We start from the raw sequence: 16751 nt of genomic DNA, 5'->3' as shown, positions 1-16751 counted from the left end.
CCGGTGCAGACCCAGATCCTCCTTATCGTCTTCCTGCCGCTGCTCGCGTCGATCATCGCGGGGCTGGTCAACAAGAACGCGCCCAGCGTGTTCGCCAAGTCGATCACGACCGGCGCGCTGTTCGTCTCGGCTGCGCTGAGCTGGCCTATTTTCCTCGGCTTCCTCGGCGGAGGCGCGACCGCAGAAGTCGTGCCCGTACTCAAATGGGTGCAGTCCGGCGACATGACGTTCGACTGGGCGCTGCGCGTCGATGCGCTGACCGCCGTGATGCTGGTCGTCATCAACTCGGTTTCTGCGCTCGTGCACCTCTATTCGTGGGGGTACATGGAGGAGGACGAGGATCAGCCGCGCTTCTTTGCGTATCTTTCGCTTTTCACCTTCGCGATGCTGATGCTCGTGACAGCCGACAATCTCGTCCAGATGTTCTTCGGATGGGAAGGGGTGGGGCTGGCCTCGTACCTGCTGATCGGCTTCTGGTTCAAGAAACCGAGCGCCAGCGCCGCCGCGATCAAGGCTTTCGTGGTGAATCGCGTGGGCGATCTTGGCTTCATGCTCGGTATCTTCGGCACGTTCCTGGTGTTCCAGACGACCTCGATCACAGAAATCCTCGAGGCCGCGCCTGCGATGTCGGGCACGACGATCGGCTTCCTCGGAATGCGCCTCTATACAATGGATATACTGTGCATCCTGTTGTTCATCGGTGCGATGGGTAAGTCGGCGCAGCTGTTCCTCCACACCTGGTTGCCCGACGCGATGGAAGGGCCGACGCCGGTCTCCGCGCTGATCCATGCGGCAACGATGGTGACTGCAGGCGTGTTCATGGTCTGCCGCCTGTCGCCAATGTTCGAGACCGCACCGACAGCGCTCGCCATTGTGACCGTAGTGGGTGCTGCGACCTGTTTCTTTGCAGCAACCATCGGGACGACGCAGTGGGACATCAAGCGCGTGATCGCCTATTCGACCTGCTCGCAGCTTGGCTACATGTTCTTCGCTGCTGGCGTCGGAGCTTACGGCGTCGCCATGTTCCACCTGTTCACCCACGCATTCTTCAAGGCGCTGCTGTTCCTTGGCGCAGGCTCGGTCATCCACGCGATGCACCACGAGCAGGACATGCGGTATTACGGCGACCTCAGGAAGCGGATCCCGATAACCTTCTGGGCGATGATGGCGGGCACGCTCGCGATCACCGGCGTTGGTGTGCTCGGCGTCTTTGGTTTTGCAGGCTTCTACTCGAAAGACGCAATTCTCGAGGCGGCATGGGCGCGCGGCACCGGCATTTCGCAGTTCGCCTTCTGGGCGGGCGCGGTCGCCGCGCTGCTCACAAGCTTTTACAGCTGGCGTCTGATGTTCCTCACCTTCTGGGGCAAACCGCGCTGGATCGAGAGCGAGCACATCCAGCACAGCGTTCACAAGACCCCGCAAGATGCAGGCGAGGACACGACCGGCGGGTACAAGCCGCATGAAAGCCCGTGGTCGATGCTCGTCCCGCTGGTGCTGCTGATGATCGGCGCGGTCTTTGCGGGCTACGTCTACAAATATCCGTTCATCGACGGGGCAGCCGATGCCGTGAACGGTGCGTTCTGGGGTGGCTCGGTCTACTTCAACGAGAACCTTATCCACGCGCTTCACGCCGTGCCGCTGTGGGTGAAGCTCACCGCGACCATGGTCATGATCACCGGCTTCGTGGGAGCATATCTCGCCTACATCGCAAAGCCGGAGATTCCGGCGAAATTCGTCGCCACGTTCCCGTGGCTGCACCGCTTCGTCTACAACAAGTGGTACTTCGACGAGCTCTATGACCGCATCTTTGTGAAGCCGGCCTTCTGGCTCGGCCGCCAGTTCTGGAAACTGGGCGATATCGGCACGATCGACCGCTTTGGCCCCAACGGTATCGCTTGGGTGGTCGAGCGCAGCTCGGGCGCGGCCAAGACGATTCAGTCAGGCTATCTCTACACTTACGCGCTGATCATGCTGCTTGGCCTGATCGCGGCAATTACCTGGGTTCTCCTCTAATGGACGGCTTTCCGATCCTCACCACGATGATGCTGGTGCCTCTCGTGGGCGCCATCCTGTGCCTGTTCATTGGCGGCGGGGCAGCGCGCGGCATTGCACTCGCGGCGACGCTGGCGACCTTTGCGCTGGGCGCGCTGCTCTGGGCCAATTACGACATTGGCGGCGCGCAGTGGCAGTTCACCGAACGGGCCGAGCTGTTCGCGGGCTTCTCCTACGCACTGGGCATCGACGGTATTGCGCTGATGCTGATCATGCTCAGCGTATTCCTGATGCCGATCTGCATTCTGGCGAGCTGGACTTCGATAACCAAGCGTGTCGGCGAATACATGAGTGCATTCCTGTTCATGGAAGTGCTGATGATCGGCGTGTTCGCGGCGCAGGACCTGTTCCTGTTCTACATCTTCTTCGAGGCTGGCCTGATCCCGATGTACCTGATTATCGGCGTGTGGGGAGGCGATAACCGGATTTACGCGAGCTACAAATTCTTCCTCTACACGCTGCTCGGATCGGTCCTGATGCTGATCGCGATGTTCTGGATGGTGGCCGAGGCGGGCACGTCCGACATCCCGACGCTGATGCAATATGATTTCCCGGTCGCGGCGCAGTTCTGGCTGTTCCTCGCTTTTTTCGCGAGTTTTGCGGTGAAGATGCCGATGTGGCCGGTGCATACCTGGCTCCCCGACGCGCACGTCCAGGCGCCGACTGCGGGCTCCGTGATCCTTGCTGGCGCGCTGCTCAAGCTGGGCGGCTACGGATTCATCCGTTTCAGCCTTCCGATGTTCCCGGATGCAAGCGGTGAGCTTGCGTGGCTGATCTTCGCGCTGTCGATGGTGGCGGTGGTCTACACCTCGCTCGTTGCGCTGGTGCAGCAGGATATGAAGAAGCTGATCGCATATTCCTCTGTCGCACACATGGCGCTGGTGACGGCGGGCCTGTTCGCATTCAATGTGCAGGGTCTTGAGGGAGCAATGATGATCATGCTCGGTCATGGGCTCGTCTCGGGCGCGCTGTTCCTGTGCGTCGGCGTTATCTACGATCGGCTGCATACCCGCGAGATCGACCGCTATGGCGGGCTCTCCATCAACATGCCGTATTATGCGACTTTCTTCCTGCTGTTCACGATGGCCAGTGTCGGACTGCCGGGGACCAGCAATTTCATCGGTGAATTCCTCGCGCTGGCGGGCATCTACCAGACCTCGACCTGGGTGGCGTTCGTTTGCACCACCGGCATCATTCTGGGCGCTGCCTACATGCTCTATCTCTATCGCCGCGTCGCGTTTGGCGCGCAAAAGAATGAAGACGCCGCGGCCATGCCTGACATTTCGCCGCGTGAGTGGGCGATGATGGCGCCGATTGCCGCCGCTGTCCTCTGGATGGGGGTCTATCCCGAGAGTTTCCTTGCACCGATGCGCGCGGACATTGCCGCACTCGATGCACGGATCGCCTCAGCCGCTCCGGCAAATGATAGCCAGCTTGCAGATGGTGCTCCCCGCGTAGAGGCAGCGAATGCGATTGCCTATGAAGGGGGAGAGCACTGATGGACTTTCCAGCTTCCTTCGCGTTGATCGCGCCTGAATTGCTGCTCACCGGCGCAGGACTTGCCTTGCTGATGGTGGCCGCGTGGGGCGGCGACAAGGCAGCGCGCTTTGTCGCTATTGCTGCTGTCACGGCTCTGTTCGGTGCGGGCTTCATGCTTGTGCCGGGCCTCCATTTCGGGACCGACGGACCAGAGACGATTGCATTTGGCGGCCTGATGCGCGTCGACAGCTTTGCGCTTTTTGCCAAGGCGCTGATCTATCTCGCAGCCATCGCCTGTCTGATGGTCGCGCCAGCCTTCTTCAACAGCGCGGCTGCGGGCAGCGAACGCGGATTGCGCGCCGAATATCCGGTGCTGATCCTGTTCGCCGTGCTCGGAATGAGCATCATGGTTTCGGCAAGCGATTTCATGACGCTGTATCTCGGCCTCGAATTGAACAGTCTTGCATCCTACGTCCTCGCGGCGATCCTGCGACGTAACACACGCTCGGCAGAGGCGGGTCTGAAATACTTCGTTCTAGGAGCGCTGGCATCGGGCATTCTGCTTTACGGAATGAGCCTGCTTTATGGCTTCACCGGCGGGACCGATTTCGCGACTGTCCGCGCAGGGCTTACCGGGGAGCTGGCAACCGGCGCGCTGTTCGGGCTGATCTTCGTCCTCGCAGGACTGGCCTTCAAGATCGCCGCGGTGCCGTTCCATATGTGGACGCCTGACGTGTATGAAGGCGCCCCGACGCCCGTCACAACCTTTTTTGCCACCGCACCCAAAGTCGCGGCTGTTGCCCTGACCGCTCGCGTGGTTTTCGATGTGTTCGGCGAGCAAGAACTGGCGTGGCAGCAAATCGTCATGTTTGCAGCGCTCGCATCGATCATTTTCGGGGCATTGGGCGCGATCGGACAGGAAAACCTCAAGCGCCTGCTCGCCTATTCCTCGATCAACAATGTTGGCTTCATCCTGCTCGGCCTCGCGGTCGCCAATGCGGCCGGAGCGAGCGCGATGCTTGTCTATATTTTCATCTATGTTGCGATGAGTATCGGAGCCTTCGTCGCGCTGCTGATGCTGCGTGACGATGAGGGCGATCTGTTCGAGACCTTTGCCGACATTCGCGGTCTATCGGTGACTCAGCCCGCCATCGCATGGTGCCTGCTGCTGTTCATGTTCAGCCTCGCAGGCATTCCGCCGCTGCTTGGCTTCTACAGCAAGTTCGTTGTGTTCCAGGCGACTGTCGAGGCAGGACTGATAGCTTTCGGCGCAATCGCCATCGCGGCGAGCGTGATCGGTGCATTCTACTATATCAAGTTCGTGAAGGTCATGTTCTTCGATGAACCGGCCGATGTCGTAACTGGCAAGAGCGGCGGGGCGCACTGGGTGCTGCTCTTCCTCACGGCTGCAATCATCTCTCCGCTCGGCTACCTGCTGACGCCGTCACTGACAGATCTGGCCGACAAGGCGGCGGCTTCGCTGTTCCTGGCAGTTTGAACCCGGCGTCTCCAATCACCATCGTCCCCGAGACAGGGTCGACCAATGCCGACCTCGCCGATGCGGTCCGAAATAGTGAGACCTTGCCCAAAGGTGCCTGGCTCGTTGCGGAGCGGCAGTCTGCGGGGAGAGGGCGACAGGGCCGCGAATGGTTCGATGGCGCCGGCAATTTCATGGGATCCACGATCGTCGCATTGAAGGACGGGGACCACCCGCCCGCGACCCTGTCCTTTGTGGCCGCGCTGTCGGTATTTCACGCCGTTCGCGAGGTTCTTGGCGGCGCCGGCAAGCTCGAATTGAAATGGCCGAACGACGTACTGCTCGAAGGCGGAAAGCTGTCGGGCATCCTGCTTGAAATGGTCGCTGGCAAGGTCATCGTCGGGATTGGTGTAAACCTGGCGCAGGCACCCACGCTTGACGAGCGAAAGACCGCTGCAATCGCTGACGTGATGTCGCCGCCCCCATCGGACGTTTTCGCAAGCCAGCTGGCCGGCGCATTCGCGGATCAATTTGCGCGCTGGCGTGCGCAGAGCTTGCCGGAAATGCTGCAGCGTTTCCTGAGGCACTCGGTTCACGCGCAGGGCACACCGGTGAAAGTGCATGACGCAGACGGTGAATTCGTCGAAGGTACTTTTGCGGGCCTCGATGAAAGTGACGGGGCATTGCGCCTGCGCTTGGCGGACGGCGCGGAACGTGTCATTCGCGCCGGTGACATAAGCTAGGGAGAGGCCGCAATGTTGCTTGCCGCCGATGTAGGAAACACCAACGTCGTCTTTGCACTGTTCGAACCGAACGGAAAGGGCGGCTTTGATGCGCGGGCGCGGTGGCGCATCGCCAGCGATCCGCGCCGCACGGGCGACGAATATGCAGTGTGGCTGCTGCAATTGCTCTCCATCGAAGGGGTGAGCCGCGATGACATCACGCAGATCGTTTTCGCATCGGTCGTGCCGCGCGCCGATCACAACCTCAGCGTTCTTGCACAGAAGTATTTTGGCATCACCCCGCTAAAGGCGGGCGAGGGCAAGACGGCATGGCAATTCGAGATCGACGTCGACCAGCCCAGCTCGTTGGGCGCGGACCGGGCCTTGAATATCCTTGCCGCGCACCGCAAGTATGGAGGCGACCTGATCGTTATCGATTTTGGCACAGCGACCAAGTTCGAGGCGATCGATTTCAACGGCACGTACAAGGGCGGCTCGATCGCGCCGGGGATCAACCTTTCGCTCGATGCTTTGGTGGGCAAGACGGCAAAGCTACCGCGCATTGCGATCCGCGCTCCCGACTCCAAGAGTGTGATCGGGCGCAACACCGAGGATCAGATGCTGATAGGTGTGTTCTGGGGCTATGTGGCCATGATGGAAGGCATCGTCGAGCGGATGAAATCCGAAATCGGCCGTCCAGCAAAAGTGGTCGCAACTGGCGGGCTAGCCATTTTGTTCGACGATGCGACCGAGATTTTCGATCATGTCGATGCCGACCTCACGATAGAGGGGCTCGCCATTCTGGCAGAGCAGGCATCAAGCTGATTATCACTCAAATACAAAGATTTACAAAACTAAGTGAAAAAGAACTTCAAACCCGAAAAAGAACTCCTCTTCCTCGCCCTTGGCGGCTCTGGCGAGATTGGCATGAACGTCAATCTCTATGGTTGCGATGGCAAATGGCTGATGGTTGACCTTGGTATGACCTTCTCCGGAAACGAATATCCCGGGGTCGACCTCGTCTTTGCCGATCTGGAATTCATTGAAGATCGCACCCGCGATCTGCTTGGCATCGTGCTGACGCACGCGCATGAAGACCACATTGGAGCGGTCCCGTACTTTGCAGGGGAGCTCGGCGTGCCGCTTTACGCGACGCCGTTCACGGCCGACCTTGTGGCGCGCAAGCTCGAAGAGGCGGGCCTGCTCGGCAAAGTCAAGCTCAACATCATCGAGGAGGATCACGGTCAAATCGACATCGGTCCGTTCTCCGTAACCTACATCCCGCTGGCGCACTCGATTGCAGAGGGCAACGCCCTGCTGATCGACACACCCTATGGACGCGTCTTCCACACCGGTGACTGGAAGCTCGACGAAGATCCCATCATAGGTGAGCCAACAACCGAAGAAGAATTGCGCGAAATCGGCGAAGAGGGCGCGCGCGCTCGTGTGCGATTCCACCAATGTCTTCAACCCGAACCCGTCGGGCTCCGAAGGGGGCGTGCATCAGGCCCTGATGGAAGAGGTCGCAAGGCACAGCGGAAAGCGCGCGCTGGTCACGACCTTCGCAAGCAATGTCGCACGGCTGCAGACCCTTGGCGAAGTTGCGCGCGAAACCGGGCGGCAGGTCTGCGTTGCCGGGCGCTCGCTCGACCGGATAATCGAAGTCGCACAGGACAACGGTTACCTTGAGGATTTTCCCCCGACGGTCGATTTCGATGCGGCGATGCGGCTGCCGCGCGGCGAGGTTCTGATCCTTGCGACGGGCGGGCAAGGGGAGCCCCGCGCCGCCTTGTCCCGCATTGCCGACCAGAACCATCCGATCGAATTGACCGGCGGTGACGTGGTGCTTTTCTCGTCACGCCAGATACCCGGTAACGAGATCGCGATTGGCAAGATCCAGAACATGCTGGCCGCGCGCGGGATCACGATGGTGACCGACCGTCAGGCGGGCATCCACGTTTCCGGTCATCCGGGCCGCCCGGAGCTGGAGGCGCTGTACGAATGGCTCCAGCCCGAGGTGCTCGTGCCGGTCCACGGCGAAATTCGCCACATGCGCGAACAAGCGCGTGTAGGTAAGGACGCCGGCATTCCGCAGAATGTCGTGCAGTCGAACGGGGATATCGTTCGGCTCGCTCCGGGTGAGCCCGGTCGCCTCGCACAGGTTCGCAATGGCCGCCTCGTGCTCGACGGCGATATCATCACTCCGGCAGACGGAGAGGCGGTGACGATGCGCCGCCGTATCGCGCATGAAGGTGTGATAGTGGTCGCCCTCTACCGGGGCGAAGCGCCCGCGATCGAGGCCATCGGACTACCGCTCGATGAAGACATGCCCGATTTTATCGAGGAAACGCAGGAGGATATCCTCAAGGCTATCGGCAAGCTGAAAGGCAAAAGCGCGCAGGACCCTGCGGCAGTGCATGAAGCGGCACGTCTCGCTGCGCGCCGCGCTGCACGCCGTTGGTCCGGAAAGAGCCCGCAAGTGCGCGTCATCATGCCGGGCCGGGTGAAGGATGGACGGCGCTGATGCAGTGGACGTCGATACTCGCGATCTATTTCCTGATCTGGGTCATCACCGCATTCCTGATGCTGCCCTTCGGCGTACGCACCGCTGACGAGGCAGGGGTCAAAAAGGTCCCCGGTCAGGCCGAAAGCGCACCGGTCAGCTTTCGCCCGGGCAAACTCGCCATTCGCGCGACCATTATATCGGCGCTGCTGACAAGCGCATTCGTGCTGAACTACGAATATGGCTGGGTCGGGGTCGATACGCTCGACATTCTTCCCGAACCCCCGAGCCAGCTCGGCCCGCGCGATTAGTCGCGGAAACGCTCGATTGCCTGAGCGAGCACGACGTAGAGCTTGCCCATGTCCGATCCCAAGACGGTGACACCCAGGGCATTGCCGTCCCGCGTGGAGAGCATGGAGCGAAGCATCTTCTCGAAATCGTGGATGTAACGAGAGACGTTCGCCTTGAACGATCTCGTCGGTCTGGTAAAGCTCTGCGATCTCGCGCGCTTCCCCGCTATCGACCAAGCGCACGGCGCGGCGCGTGAAAATACCGCGATCACCCTTCAGATAGGCATCCCACGCTGTATCGGTCACGTCGTGCGAGATTGCGGCTGTGATGTCGATGGCATTGGAATTCAGGCTGTCGGTGATCAGCGCCATTCGTCGAGCAAAGTCGTTGTTCACCTGTTCCTCGGCAAGTTCGCGCGCCCGCATGACGCGCTGTTCGAGGTTGCCCGTCAGTTCGTTCACTTTTGCGAGCTGGTCGCGTAGTTGCACCGCCGCTTCGCGCCCGACACCTGACGCATGCGCCGCGGCCTGTTCGAGCTTGCCGACAGTCTCGGCGCTTTGGTTGCGTAGCGAGCGCTCAAGCGCCTCGACAGCTTCCCCGCTAATGCTCTCAGCCAGTGCACCGACCTTTTCACGCGCGCCTTCGTCAAGCGCGGCAAAGGCGGATTGGGTGGCAGCCTCCAGGCTGGCAAGGGCTTCGCGCAGTGTGTCCTGCGTGTCTTCGCCGAGTGTCCGGCCTTCGTCCGACAGCTTGGCGAATCCGGAGCGCAGACCCTGCAATTTTGCCAAAGTTTCCTCGGATTGCTCGCTCAATTTTGCCTGAAGTGCATCGATCGATGTGTCGGTCTCGCTGATGGTCTCCTGCGTTTTCGTGAGATACGTACTGAGATCATTGCCGTGCTGGCTGGTACGGAACATTACGCCGCTGAGAGCAGCCGCACGCCTTTCGACATCGCCGAGGTCGTTGGCTGCGTCCTTGATCGCATCGGGCAGCTCTTCGCGGCTGTGCTGAGCGCTCGACTGGATGATTTCGAGCAGGCGAACTCCGGCATCGGTAAGCCGCGATAGCTGCGCTTCGGTTTCGGCGAGTGCCGTGCGCTTTTCCTCGAGCTGCTTGTCGAGGGCGCTCATTCCATCGGTCAGCGTAATGCGAGTCTGATCACCTTGTTCGCTGATCTCGACCGATCAGGGCGCCCAGGTTGTCGAGCTGCTCGGTCATATCTTGGCTGTGCGCGACAAGCTTGGCGGTTTCTGCCGTTTGCGCTTCCCGCCGTTCGGCAATCGCTTCATCGAGGCCGGCAAGGCGCTGCGCCAGAAGTTCACTGGCCTGAGCTTCGCGTGTCTCGAATTCTGCCTGGCGCCGTTCCATCTCTTCGATGAAACGCCGATCCCGCTGTGCAAGAAGGTCGTCGAAACGGCCGGCCTCTTCGTTCAATTCCTTGATGCGCTTGCGAGCGGCGGCCACCGCTTGCTGGTCAAGCTCGTCGAGCGATTCGACGGTTTTCCCGACCTGGTCGTAAAGTCGTTCTTTCGACGTATGAAGTTGCTCCATCGCCTCGACTTCGGCCTCGCGGAGCGTCGCCGAGACAGCCTTGGTTTCTGCCTGAAGCAGGGTAATCCGATCATTCAGTGCACCCAGCGTCTGTTCTTCCGCGCTGGCAATCTCGCTGCGATAGGCGCCCGCTTGATTCTGCAACGTTTCGAACCGCTCGGTAACAAGGCTTTCGATCTGAGCGAGCTGCGCCTCGAAACCCGAGAGTGTGCCTCCGACCCGCTGGCCAAGCGCCTTGACCTGGTTCTCGCTAGCGGAACCGAATTCGTTCAGGCGTTCAAATCCGGCAATCAGCTTGTCGAGCTGTTCATTCGCGGTCCGTCCCGCATTGCCGATCTGGTTGGAGGCATCTCGCGCCGAATTGGCGACCACCGGCAAATCATCGCGCAACTTGGTCATATTGCTGAGCGCGGTATCACTAGCATTGCCGATCCTGTCGACCTGTGCGCCATTGTCGCGGATTAATTGCTGCAGTTCAGCCGCATGCGAGGAAAGCTTTTCGCTTGCGATCCGGCCAAGGGATTCAAGCTCAAGCGACTGCGACCCCAGGAATTCGCGCGCCACGCTCAGCTCGCGATTGACGACATGCAGACGCTGTTCCAGCTGAGCGCTTTCATGGCTGAGCATGGCGGCAGTGTCGGCAAAGCGCCGCGCTTCGGACCGGGAATTGCGCATCGCGATCAGCCAGGCAACGCCGACAAGAAGCACGGGTACGGACCAATCGATGATCCAGCTTGTCCACTGTGCAGGCGAGGAATTGGCCGCACCGAGCAATTCCGCCCTCATCGCCCAGAGATAGAGGGCGGTCCAGGCAAATACCACAAGGGACGCAATCGCGGGCACAAGCCATTTGAACCGAGGCGGAGCCGATACAAGATCATCATCATAGGTTTCAAAAACCGGTGCGATCTCGTCTTCCAGCTCAAGCGGTGGAGGTGCCATTTCGAGCTCCTCTTCAACGGTTTCGACGTCGCTGCCATCGGCTTTGGTGCGGACTGCGCGAATGATGTGGTTTCCTGCGGTCATGGGCAATTGATACCACAGGAAGGGTCAGGATAAACCCTGCTTTAACCTTGTAGGGGCTAATGCTCCTAATATGGCTTATGAAAACGGAGCTCTGGACGCGACTTTGGCGGCTGCCGCGGGAGACGATGCTGCCTTGATTCGCGAACTTCGCGGAGCATTTTTCGAGAGCGCCAGCAAACAGCTTGACCTGCTCAAGCGCTCGCGCTGCGATGGTAACTGGAACGTGGCCGCCATGCGGCTGAAGGGACTTGCGGCGAGTTTTCATGCTGAAGATTTGCTGGTTGCTGCAGAGCAGGCACTCAGTTCCGCACCGGGCGAACCAGCAGCGATCCGTGAAATCGAAACCGTGCTTGGTCAGTTTTCCAGCTGAGATCGGCGAAATTTGCGCCCAGCCTCGCAAAAATCGCAGCAAATTGCGCTCGCTTGACTTGAAGCGCGAGCCAGAAAGCGCGTAGCTCACAGATCTGTTTCGAAAGGTCTGTCCGTTGCTAACTGCCGTCCTGTCGGCCCGTAAACGAACCGAGGATGGTGGCTTGCGCGCGGGGCTAACCTTGGGCGGGCGCAGCGTGATTGTTTGGCAGGCAGAATTGGTGCGCAGCCTTGGCTGTGAGCGGATCATCTGCCTATGCGACAGCACCTCAGCCGAAATTCTTGAGCTCCAGCAACATGTAGAGGCGCTCGGGCACGAATTTCATACCGTACGCAGCTCGCTGCAATTGGTTGCCCTGCTGCGGGCCGACGATCTGCTGGTCGTCCTCGCTGACGGCCTGCTGGTGAACGAAGAGATCACCAGGGAATTGCTGCTGCCAGCACATGGCCCTGCAAAGGCCGTGGTGACAGTGCCATCCGACCACGCCCTCGCGAGCGTCTATCCGGAGGACTTCGAGCGCATCGATGCGGATCGCAGCTGGGCCGGTGTCTTGGCCATGCGAGCGGCCCATGCGCAGAAGCTTGCCGACCTTCCGCCGGACGGAGAGATACTATCGCTGTTGCTGCGGATAGCGTTGCAGGGGCGCACGCCGACAGCTGCGCTGCCTTTCTACCGATTAAGGGAGGGCGATTGGCTTTTGGCGAGCAATCAGGCGTCCATCGCCGACCGGCAAAGCGCACTTATCAAGGAAAAAACCGAGATTGTGCCGTGGACGGCACCGTTCGATGCGCTGGCAGCGCGGTTGACCCGAACGCTTGCGCCCAAGGGGATTGTGCAAGGAGGGATCGCAAGCTCGGCGGCTGCAATCGTGATTTTCCTCGCCGCAGCATTGCTCGCTGCCTTTGGTTTCGCAGCCGCAGGCGTCGCTGCCGCTGCCATAGCGGCATTTGCCGCATCGCTCGGCCATTCTTGGGGATCGCTCAGGAAAGCGTTGTTCGGTACCGTGAAGGAAAACCTACATTACCACTAACAAACAAAGCTTTAAGTGCGTTAGCTGCGATCCCTACTCTGGTTCTCGCGCTGCGCGGCGATGAAACACATTTTGCGCTATTTGCGCTGCCACTCTTCGCCATTGGCATGATGCATCTTGCCAGTCATACTGCGAGTGCGAGGCGCGCCGCGTTCTGGCAGGATTACACGCTGCACTTCGCGATCCTCGCTTTGTGCGCGGTTTTGGGGGTTTTGGCAGAGGGAACCGCGATCTTGGGTTTGGCGGCACTGGCGCAGTTGCTGCTGCGCTCGAGCCGGGACTAGGCTAACGCGGCCTTAACCAAGTCTGTGTATAGGCGGCCGAATGGGCAAGATTGCGACAGATGCAAATGATCATCGCTCCGGCGATACGGCAAGGGTGCCCGCGGTCGAGGCGATGCTCAAAGACGAGCTTTGCCGCGGTGACCGCGCCCTGCGCGGAGTTCCGCCCGTCCTGTCCCATATGCTCGCAAGCTCAGGCCAGTCGCTTGTAAGCGATGCCATCGTTGCCCGGCTGCGCGGGATGCTCTCCTCGCTCGCCTCTCAGTTGCTTTCGGCCAAGGCAGGGGCGGCGCGAGGGGATGCCGATCCAAAGCAAATTGACCGTCTCTCCGATCGCCTGGCGAGCGACAGCATCGTCCTGAGCTATTGCTATGCTCTTGCGATGGAAGGGCATCTGGCAGAACGGCTTGAACATCGCTGTTCGCTCGATCCGATACTTAGCCCGCTGCTCCAGGAATTGATCGCATCCGATCACGCTGCGACCGGCGAGCTCGCGATGAACGCACTGGCGGCCCAATCGCGCTTCGTACAAAGCCAGCGCCGGATGGATCTGCCGCTTTCGGAATTGCCAGCTGAACTGTTTCACGCCGTTCTGAAACGCTGGGAAGGGCATGACCGCGCCGATCCAGCGCTCGCCCCGGCGATCAAATCGCTAAAGTCCCAATATGACGAAGGCGCGAGCCGGGTTGGCCTGCTTGCGCGATTGATCTCGTCCATGCGCGGCGGTGCCCTTGCTGCACTTGAACTCGATCATGCCGGATTTGCGCTTTTCACCAGCGCATTGTCTGCGCTTAGCAAGCAGCCGCGTGAGCTTGCCATTCTCGCGTGCCATGAACACCAGGCTGCGCGCCTCGCATTGAGCCTGCGCGCTGTCGGTCTAGATGCGGACGGGATCGAGCGCCAGTTCGTGATGCTCGAGCCTGCCGAGAGATTGCCGAACGATATCGGCTCGATTGCCCCAGAACGGGCCAGTGTCCTGCTTACCAATTCCAATGCGCGTGATGCTGGGTGACTAGACCGGTGATGGAACGCCCCGAAGCCACCCTTGCCGCGCGCGGTATTACGGATGAGCGCGACCGGCTGCTCAGCGCGGATAATGCGTTGGCGGAGCTGCAGGAAAATTGCGGCGGTGTGGTACCGGGTCCACTGGCGGTGCCGGAATTGCTCGACCTCGTTCAGCAGGGCCGCGAAATGGGCCTCAAGATCGCGCGCGAATTCAGCGCCTTCGACGGTGCCGACGTCGTGAGCGGATTTGTGCGGGTGCATCCACTCGATGAAAGCGAAGGCGGGGGCTGCGAGCTGCTCGTAGAAAACTGGCAGCGCAGCGCAGCCGAAACCGGCTCGACCCGCGACGTTGCCGAGCGGCTCGACATCATCGACCGTGCCGCTGCCGAGATTACCGCGCGCCTCGATGCGGATCAGAAATTGCGGCTGCTCACGGCAGAAGTCGTCGATGCACAGGAACTCCACGCAGCGGTGGAGCAAAGGCCGGGCAAAGTCTGGACTGACTATGTCACCCTGCACGGCGTTGCGCATCAACAGCCGCTGCATTGGCGGCTGCTCGACGGTGCACAGTGCGAGATACCGGGATCGGAGCGAACCTGGCGCGCGCGGCTTTTACCCATTGGTCCGGCGGGTACTGCGCCGCGTGGTTTCGAGCTGCTGCTGGTGGCGGATGAGCCCTTGGCCCAAGACGGTTCGTCAACAGGCGAAGGCGGCGGTAGCCCCTATTCGAGCCTGATCGGCAGTGCGCTGACGCCGGTCCTGCGCCAACCGATCGCCCGGATCATTGCCAATGCCGAGACAATTCGCGCGAAGCTGGCGGGGCCGCTTCGGTCTGAATACAGCGAATATGCGGGCAACATTGCCACTGCGGGCCAGCACCTGTCGGGCATGCTCGATGACTTGGCCGATCTCGAAGTCGTCGAAAGCCCCGGGTTCTCGACCATCAGCGAAAAAGTCAATTTGAGCGACGCGGCGCGGCGGGCAGCGGGTATCCTCGGTGTTCGCGCCCAATCCCGCGCCATTTCACTCGACCTTCCAGGTGAAGGCAATGGTCCTGTCGCGCGAGCCGAGTTTCGCAGGGTCCTGCAAATCCTGATCAACCTGATCGGCAATGCGATCGCCTACTCGCCGGAAGGTAGCACCGTAAAGGTGACCACGACTGAGGCCGAAAACGGATCGGTAAGCGTTTCCGTCTCCGACGAGGGGCACGGCGTATCGGCGGAGCAGGCCGCGAAGATTTTCGGGAAATTCGAACGCCTCGGGCGCGATAGTGACGGGGGAAAGGATGCCGGTTCGGGCCTTGGCCTATATATTTCGCGCCGTCTTGCGCTCGCGATGAGCGGCGAGCTTGGTGTCGAACCAGCGCCGGTTGGCAAATCGGGCGAGGGCGCGACCTTCACGCTGACGCTTCCGGCAGCCTAGGACTGAGCATCAATCGCGCGGAGCCATCCGGTGCGAGATCATTAGCAATGCAGCTCCGATGGCGGCGGTGATCGCGCCGTACAGCGCCCATTCGCGCCGGGCGAGCATGAAGCTTTCCGCCGGCCACATGACGATTCCCAGACCCTGCAACGCCCAGAGGAGGCCAGATACAATCAGGGCGGCCCCGATAGCCTGCAGTGCAAGCCTGATCAGGGACCGCCCCATATTGACCTCGCCTCTTGTTTACCGGTCGCTGAGCGGCACGTAATCGCGCTCGGTCGGACCGGTGTAAAGCTGACGTGGACGGTACGATAACCTGGCCTGGATCGGAGATCATCTCGTTCCATTGCGCCACCCAGCCCACGGTGCGAGCCAGCGCGAAGAGCGCGGTAAACATGGTCGTGGGGAAGCCGATCGCCGACAGGATGATGCCGGAATAGAAATCCACGTTCGGGAACAGCTTCTTCTCCTGGAAATACGGATCGTTCAGAGCGATCTCTTCCAGTTGCAGCGCAGTTTCGAAGACCGGATCCTTGACCTTCAGCGCGTCGAACACCTCGCGCACTGTCTTCTGCATGACAGTCGCACGCGGATCGTAGTTCTTGTAGACGCGGTGGCCAAAGCCCATCAGGCGGAATGGATCGTTCTTGTCCTTGGCCCGCTCGATATAGTGCGGAATCTTGTCCGGAGTGCCGATTTCGCGGAGCATGTTGAGCGCCGCTTCGTTGGCGCCGCCGTGCGCAGGGCCCCAGAGGCAGGCAATACCGGCAGCGATACAGGCAAAAGGGTTCGCTCCCGATGAGCCGGCAAGTCGTACGGTCGAGGTCGATGCGTTCTGCTCGTGATCGGCGTGGAGGATGAAAATCCGGTCCATCGCACGTTCGACTTCGGGGATGACCTCATAGGGCTCCGCCGGAACGCCGAAAGTCATGCGCAGGAAGTTGCCGGTGTAGCTCAGCGAGTTGTCCGGCTGCATCATCGGCTGACCGACCGAATACTTGTACGCGGCAGCGGCAATCGTCGGCATCTTGGCGATCAGGCGGTGCGAGCTGATCTTGCGGTGCTCGGGATCGGAGATGTCGGTGCTGTCATGGTAGAACGCCGAGAGCGCGCCAACCACACCGCACATGATCGCCATCGGGTGCGCATCGCGGCGAAAGCCTTGGTAAAACTGGCGCAGTTGGTCATGCAGCATCGTGTGGCGGGTGATGGTGTAGGTGAAGTCGTCCAGCTCTGCGTTGCTCGGCAGCTCGCCGTTCAGCAGCAGGTAGGAAACCTCCATGAAGCTGGAATTCTCTGCCAGCTGGCCAATCGGATAGCCGCGGTGGAGGAGCACGCCCTCCTGCCCATCGATATAGGTCAACGCGCTTTCGCAGCTTGCGGTCGATTTGTAGCCCGGGTCGAATGTGAACTTGCCGGTCTGACCGTACAGTTTGCGGATATCGACCACGTCGGGTCCGGTGCTGCCCTGGAGCACGGGAAATTCGTGGGTCTCGCCGCCGATATCAAGTTTGGCGTTTTGATCAGCCAAGATGTGTCTCC

Annotated in this window: 13 protein-coding genes and 3 pseudogenes; 12 read left to right on the top strand and 4 right to left on the bottom strand. The window is 60.6% G+C overall.

The features are described 5' to 3' along the window. Nucleotides 1–3: 3 nt before the first annotated feature. From nuoL to AC0L39_RS09450, 7 genes and pseudogenes are all read left to right on the top strand, one after another. On the top strand, nucleotides 4–2013 hold the full coding sequence (gene nuoL, locus AC0L39_RS09480) for an NADH-quinone oxidoreductase subunit L (RefSeq protein WP_473257396.1): 2010 nt from the start codon (nucleotides 4–6) through the stop codon (nucleotides 2011–2013). Then, a complete protein-coding gene (locus AC0L39_RS09475; protein ID WP_473257394.1) occupies nucleotides 2013–3551 on the top strand; it encodes an NADH-quinone oxidoreductase subunit M in 1539 nt (512 codons plus the stop codon). Before nuoL ends, AC0L39_RS09475 begins: the two co-directional genes overlap by 1 nt. Beyond that, nucleotides 3551–5029, top strand: a complete 1479-nt coding sequence (gene nuoN / locus AC0L39_RS09470; RefSeq protein WP_473257391.1) for an NADH-quinone oxidoreductase subunit NuoN — start codon at nucleotides 3551–3553, stop codon at nucleotides 5027–5029. Before AC0L39_RS09475 ends, nuoN begins: the two co-directional genes overlap by 1 nt. Further along, the gene (locus tag AC0L39_RS09465; RefSeq protein ID WP_473257389.1) at nucleotides 5026–5751 is read left to right on the top strand and encodes a biotin--[acetyl-CoA-carboxylase] ligase; all 726 of its coding nucleotides are present in this window, start codon (nucleotides 5026–5028) and stop codon (nucleotides 5749–5751) included. Before nuoN ends, AC0L39_RS09465 begins: the two co-directional genes overlap by 4 nt. A 12-nt stretch (nucleotides 5752–5763) precedes the next feature. Next, complete coding sequence (locus AC0L39_RS09460) at nucleotides 5764–6555, top strand: type III pantothenate kinase (protein WP_473257387.1); 792 nt, start codon at nucleotides 5764–5766, stop codon at nucleotides 6553–6555. A 102-nt stretch (nucleotides 6556–6657) separates the two neighbouring features. After that, nucleotides 6658–8254 (top strand): annotated as a pseudogene (locus tag AC0L39_RS09455) (ribonuclease J). Beyond that, the gene (locus AC0L39_RS09450) at nucleotides 8254–8544 is read left to right on the top strand and encodes a DUF1467 family protein (RefSeq protein ID WP_473257385.1); all 291 of its coding nucleotides are present in this window, start codon (nucleotides 8254–8256) and stop codon (nucleotides 8542–8544) included. The pseudogene AC0L39_RS09455 and the gene AC0L39_RS09450 overlap by 1 nt, the downstream one beginning before the upstream one ends. Here the strand turns inward: AC0L39_RS09450 and AC0L39_RS09445 are convergent. Next, nucleotides 8541–9078 (bottom strand): annotated as a pseudogene (locus AC0L39_RS09445) (ATPase); the annotation flags it as partial. The gene AC0L39_RS09450 and the pseudogene AC0L39_RS09445 sit on opposite strands and share 4 nt — an antisense overlap. Before the next feature lie 111 nt (nucleotides 9079–9189). Between AC0L39_RS09445 and AC0L39_RS09440 the strand changes: the two are divergent. Then, on the top strand, nucleotides 9190–9591 hold the full coding sequence (locus AC0L39_RS09440) for a hypothetical protein (protein ID WP_473262480.1): 402 nt from the start codon (nucleotides 9190–9192) through the stop codon (nucleotides 9589–9591). 91 nt (nucleotides 9592–9682) lie between these two features. On the opposite strand, the gene AC0L39_RS09435 is transcribed toward AC0L39_RS09440, so the two are convergent. After that, nucleotides 9683–11101 (bottom strand): hypothetical protein, encoded by a 1419-nt coding sequence (locus AC0L39_RS09435; RefSeq protein ID WP_473257383.1) that lies wholly within the window; start codon nucleotides 11099–11101, stop codon nucleotides 9683–9685. A gap of 70 nt (nucleotides 11102–11171) precedes the next feature. Between AC0L39_RS09435 and AC0L39_RS09430 the strand changes: the two genes are divergently transcribed. From AC0L39_RS09430 to AC0L39_RS09415, 4 genes are all read left to right on the top strand, one after another. Continuing rightward, the gene (locus AC0L39_RS09430; protein ID WP_473257381.1) at nucleotides 11172–11471 is read left to right on the top strand and encodes an Hpt domain-containing protein; all 300 of its coding nucleotides are present in this window, start codon (nucleotides 11172–11174) and stop codon (nucleotides 11469–11471) included. A 196-nt stretch (nucleotides 11472–11667) separates the two neighbouring features. Then, nucleotides 11668–12501: a hypothetical protein gene (locus AC0L39_RS09425; protein WP_473257379.1), complete on the top strand. Its 834-nt coding sequence runs from the start codon at nucleotides 11668–11670 to the stop codon at nucleotides 12499–12501. A 324-nt stretch (nucleotides 12502–12825) separates the two neighbouring features. Beyond that, nucleotides 12826–13794 carry a hypothetical protein gene (locus AC0L39_RS09420; RefSeq protein ID WP_473257377.1) on the top strand — a complete coding sequence of 323 codons (969 nt, stop codon included), beginning with the start codon at nucleotides 12826–12828 and terminating at the stop codon, nucleotides 13792–13794. Between the two features lie 11 nt (nucleotides 13795–13805). Next, nucleotides 13806–15209, top strand: a complete 1404-nt coding sequence (locus AC0L39_RS09415) for a sensor histidine kinase (protein WP_473257376.1) — start codon at nucleotides 13806–13808, stop codon at nucleotides 15207–15209. Nucleotides 15210–15218: 9 nt separating this feature from the next. Here the strand turns inward: AC0L39_RS09415 and AC0L39_RS09410 are convergent, their stop codons facing one another. Both AC0L39_RS09410 and AC0L39_RS09405 read right to left on the bottom strand, forming a co-directional pair. Beyond that, nucleotides 15219–15434 (bottom strand): hypothetical protein, encoded by a 216-nt coding sequence (locus tag AC0L39_RS09410; protein WP_473257374.1) that lies wholly within the window; start codon nucleotides 15432–15434, stop codon nucleotides 15219–15221. 18 nt (nucleotides 15435–15452) lie between these two features. Next, nucleotides 15453–16740, bottom strand: a pseudogene (locus tag AC0L39_RS09405) (citrate synthase). Nucleotides 16741–16751 lie beyond the last annotated feature (11 nt).

This window comes from Erythrobacter sp. K21-9 (genome assembly GCF_055808355.1).
This window is presented reverse-complemented; position numbering and strand designations above follow the sequence as displayed.

Bases quoted from the DNA above. Each gene is read 5' to 3' on its own strand.
- AC0L39_RS09415 (WP_473257376.1), top strand. From the start codon at position 13,806: ATGGAACGCCCCGAAGCCACCCTTGCCGCGCGCGGTATTACGGATGAG.
- AC0L39_RS09435 (WP_473257383.1), bottom strand. From the start codon at position 11,101: ATGACCGCAGGAAACCACATCATTCGCGCAGTCCGCACCAAAGCCGAT.
- nuoN (WP_473257391.1), top strand. From the start codon at position 3,551: ATGGACTTTCCAGCTTCCTTCGCGTTGATCGCGCCTGAATTGCTGCTC.
- AC0L39_RS09420 (WP_473257377.1), top strand. From the start codon at position 12,826: ATGGGCAAGATTGCGACAGATGCAAATGATCATCGCTCCGGCGATACG.
- AC0L39_RS09410 (WP_473257374.1), bottom strand. From the start codon at position 15,434: ATGGGGCGGTCCCTGATCAGGCTTGCACTGCAGGCTATCGGGGCCGCC.
- AC0L39_RS09450 (WP_473257385.1), top strand. From the start codon at position 8,254: ATGCAGTGGACGTCGATACTCGCGATCTATTTCCTGATCTGGGTCATC.
- AC0L39_RS09460 (WP_473257387.1), top strand. From the start codon at position 5,764: ATGTTGCTTGCCGCCGATGTAGGAAACACCAACGTCGTCTTTGCACTG.
- AC0L39_RS09430 (WP_473257381.1), top strand. From the start codon at position 11,172: ATGGCTTATGAAAACGGAGCTCTGGACGCGACTTTGGCGGCTGCCGCG.
- AC0L39_RS09475 (WP_473257394.1), top strand. From the start codon at position 2,013: ATGGACGGCTTTCCGATCCTCACCACGATGATGCTGGTGCCTCTCGTG.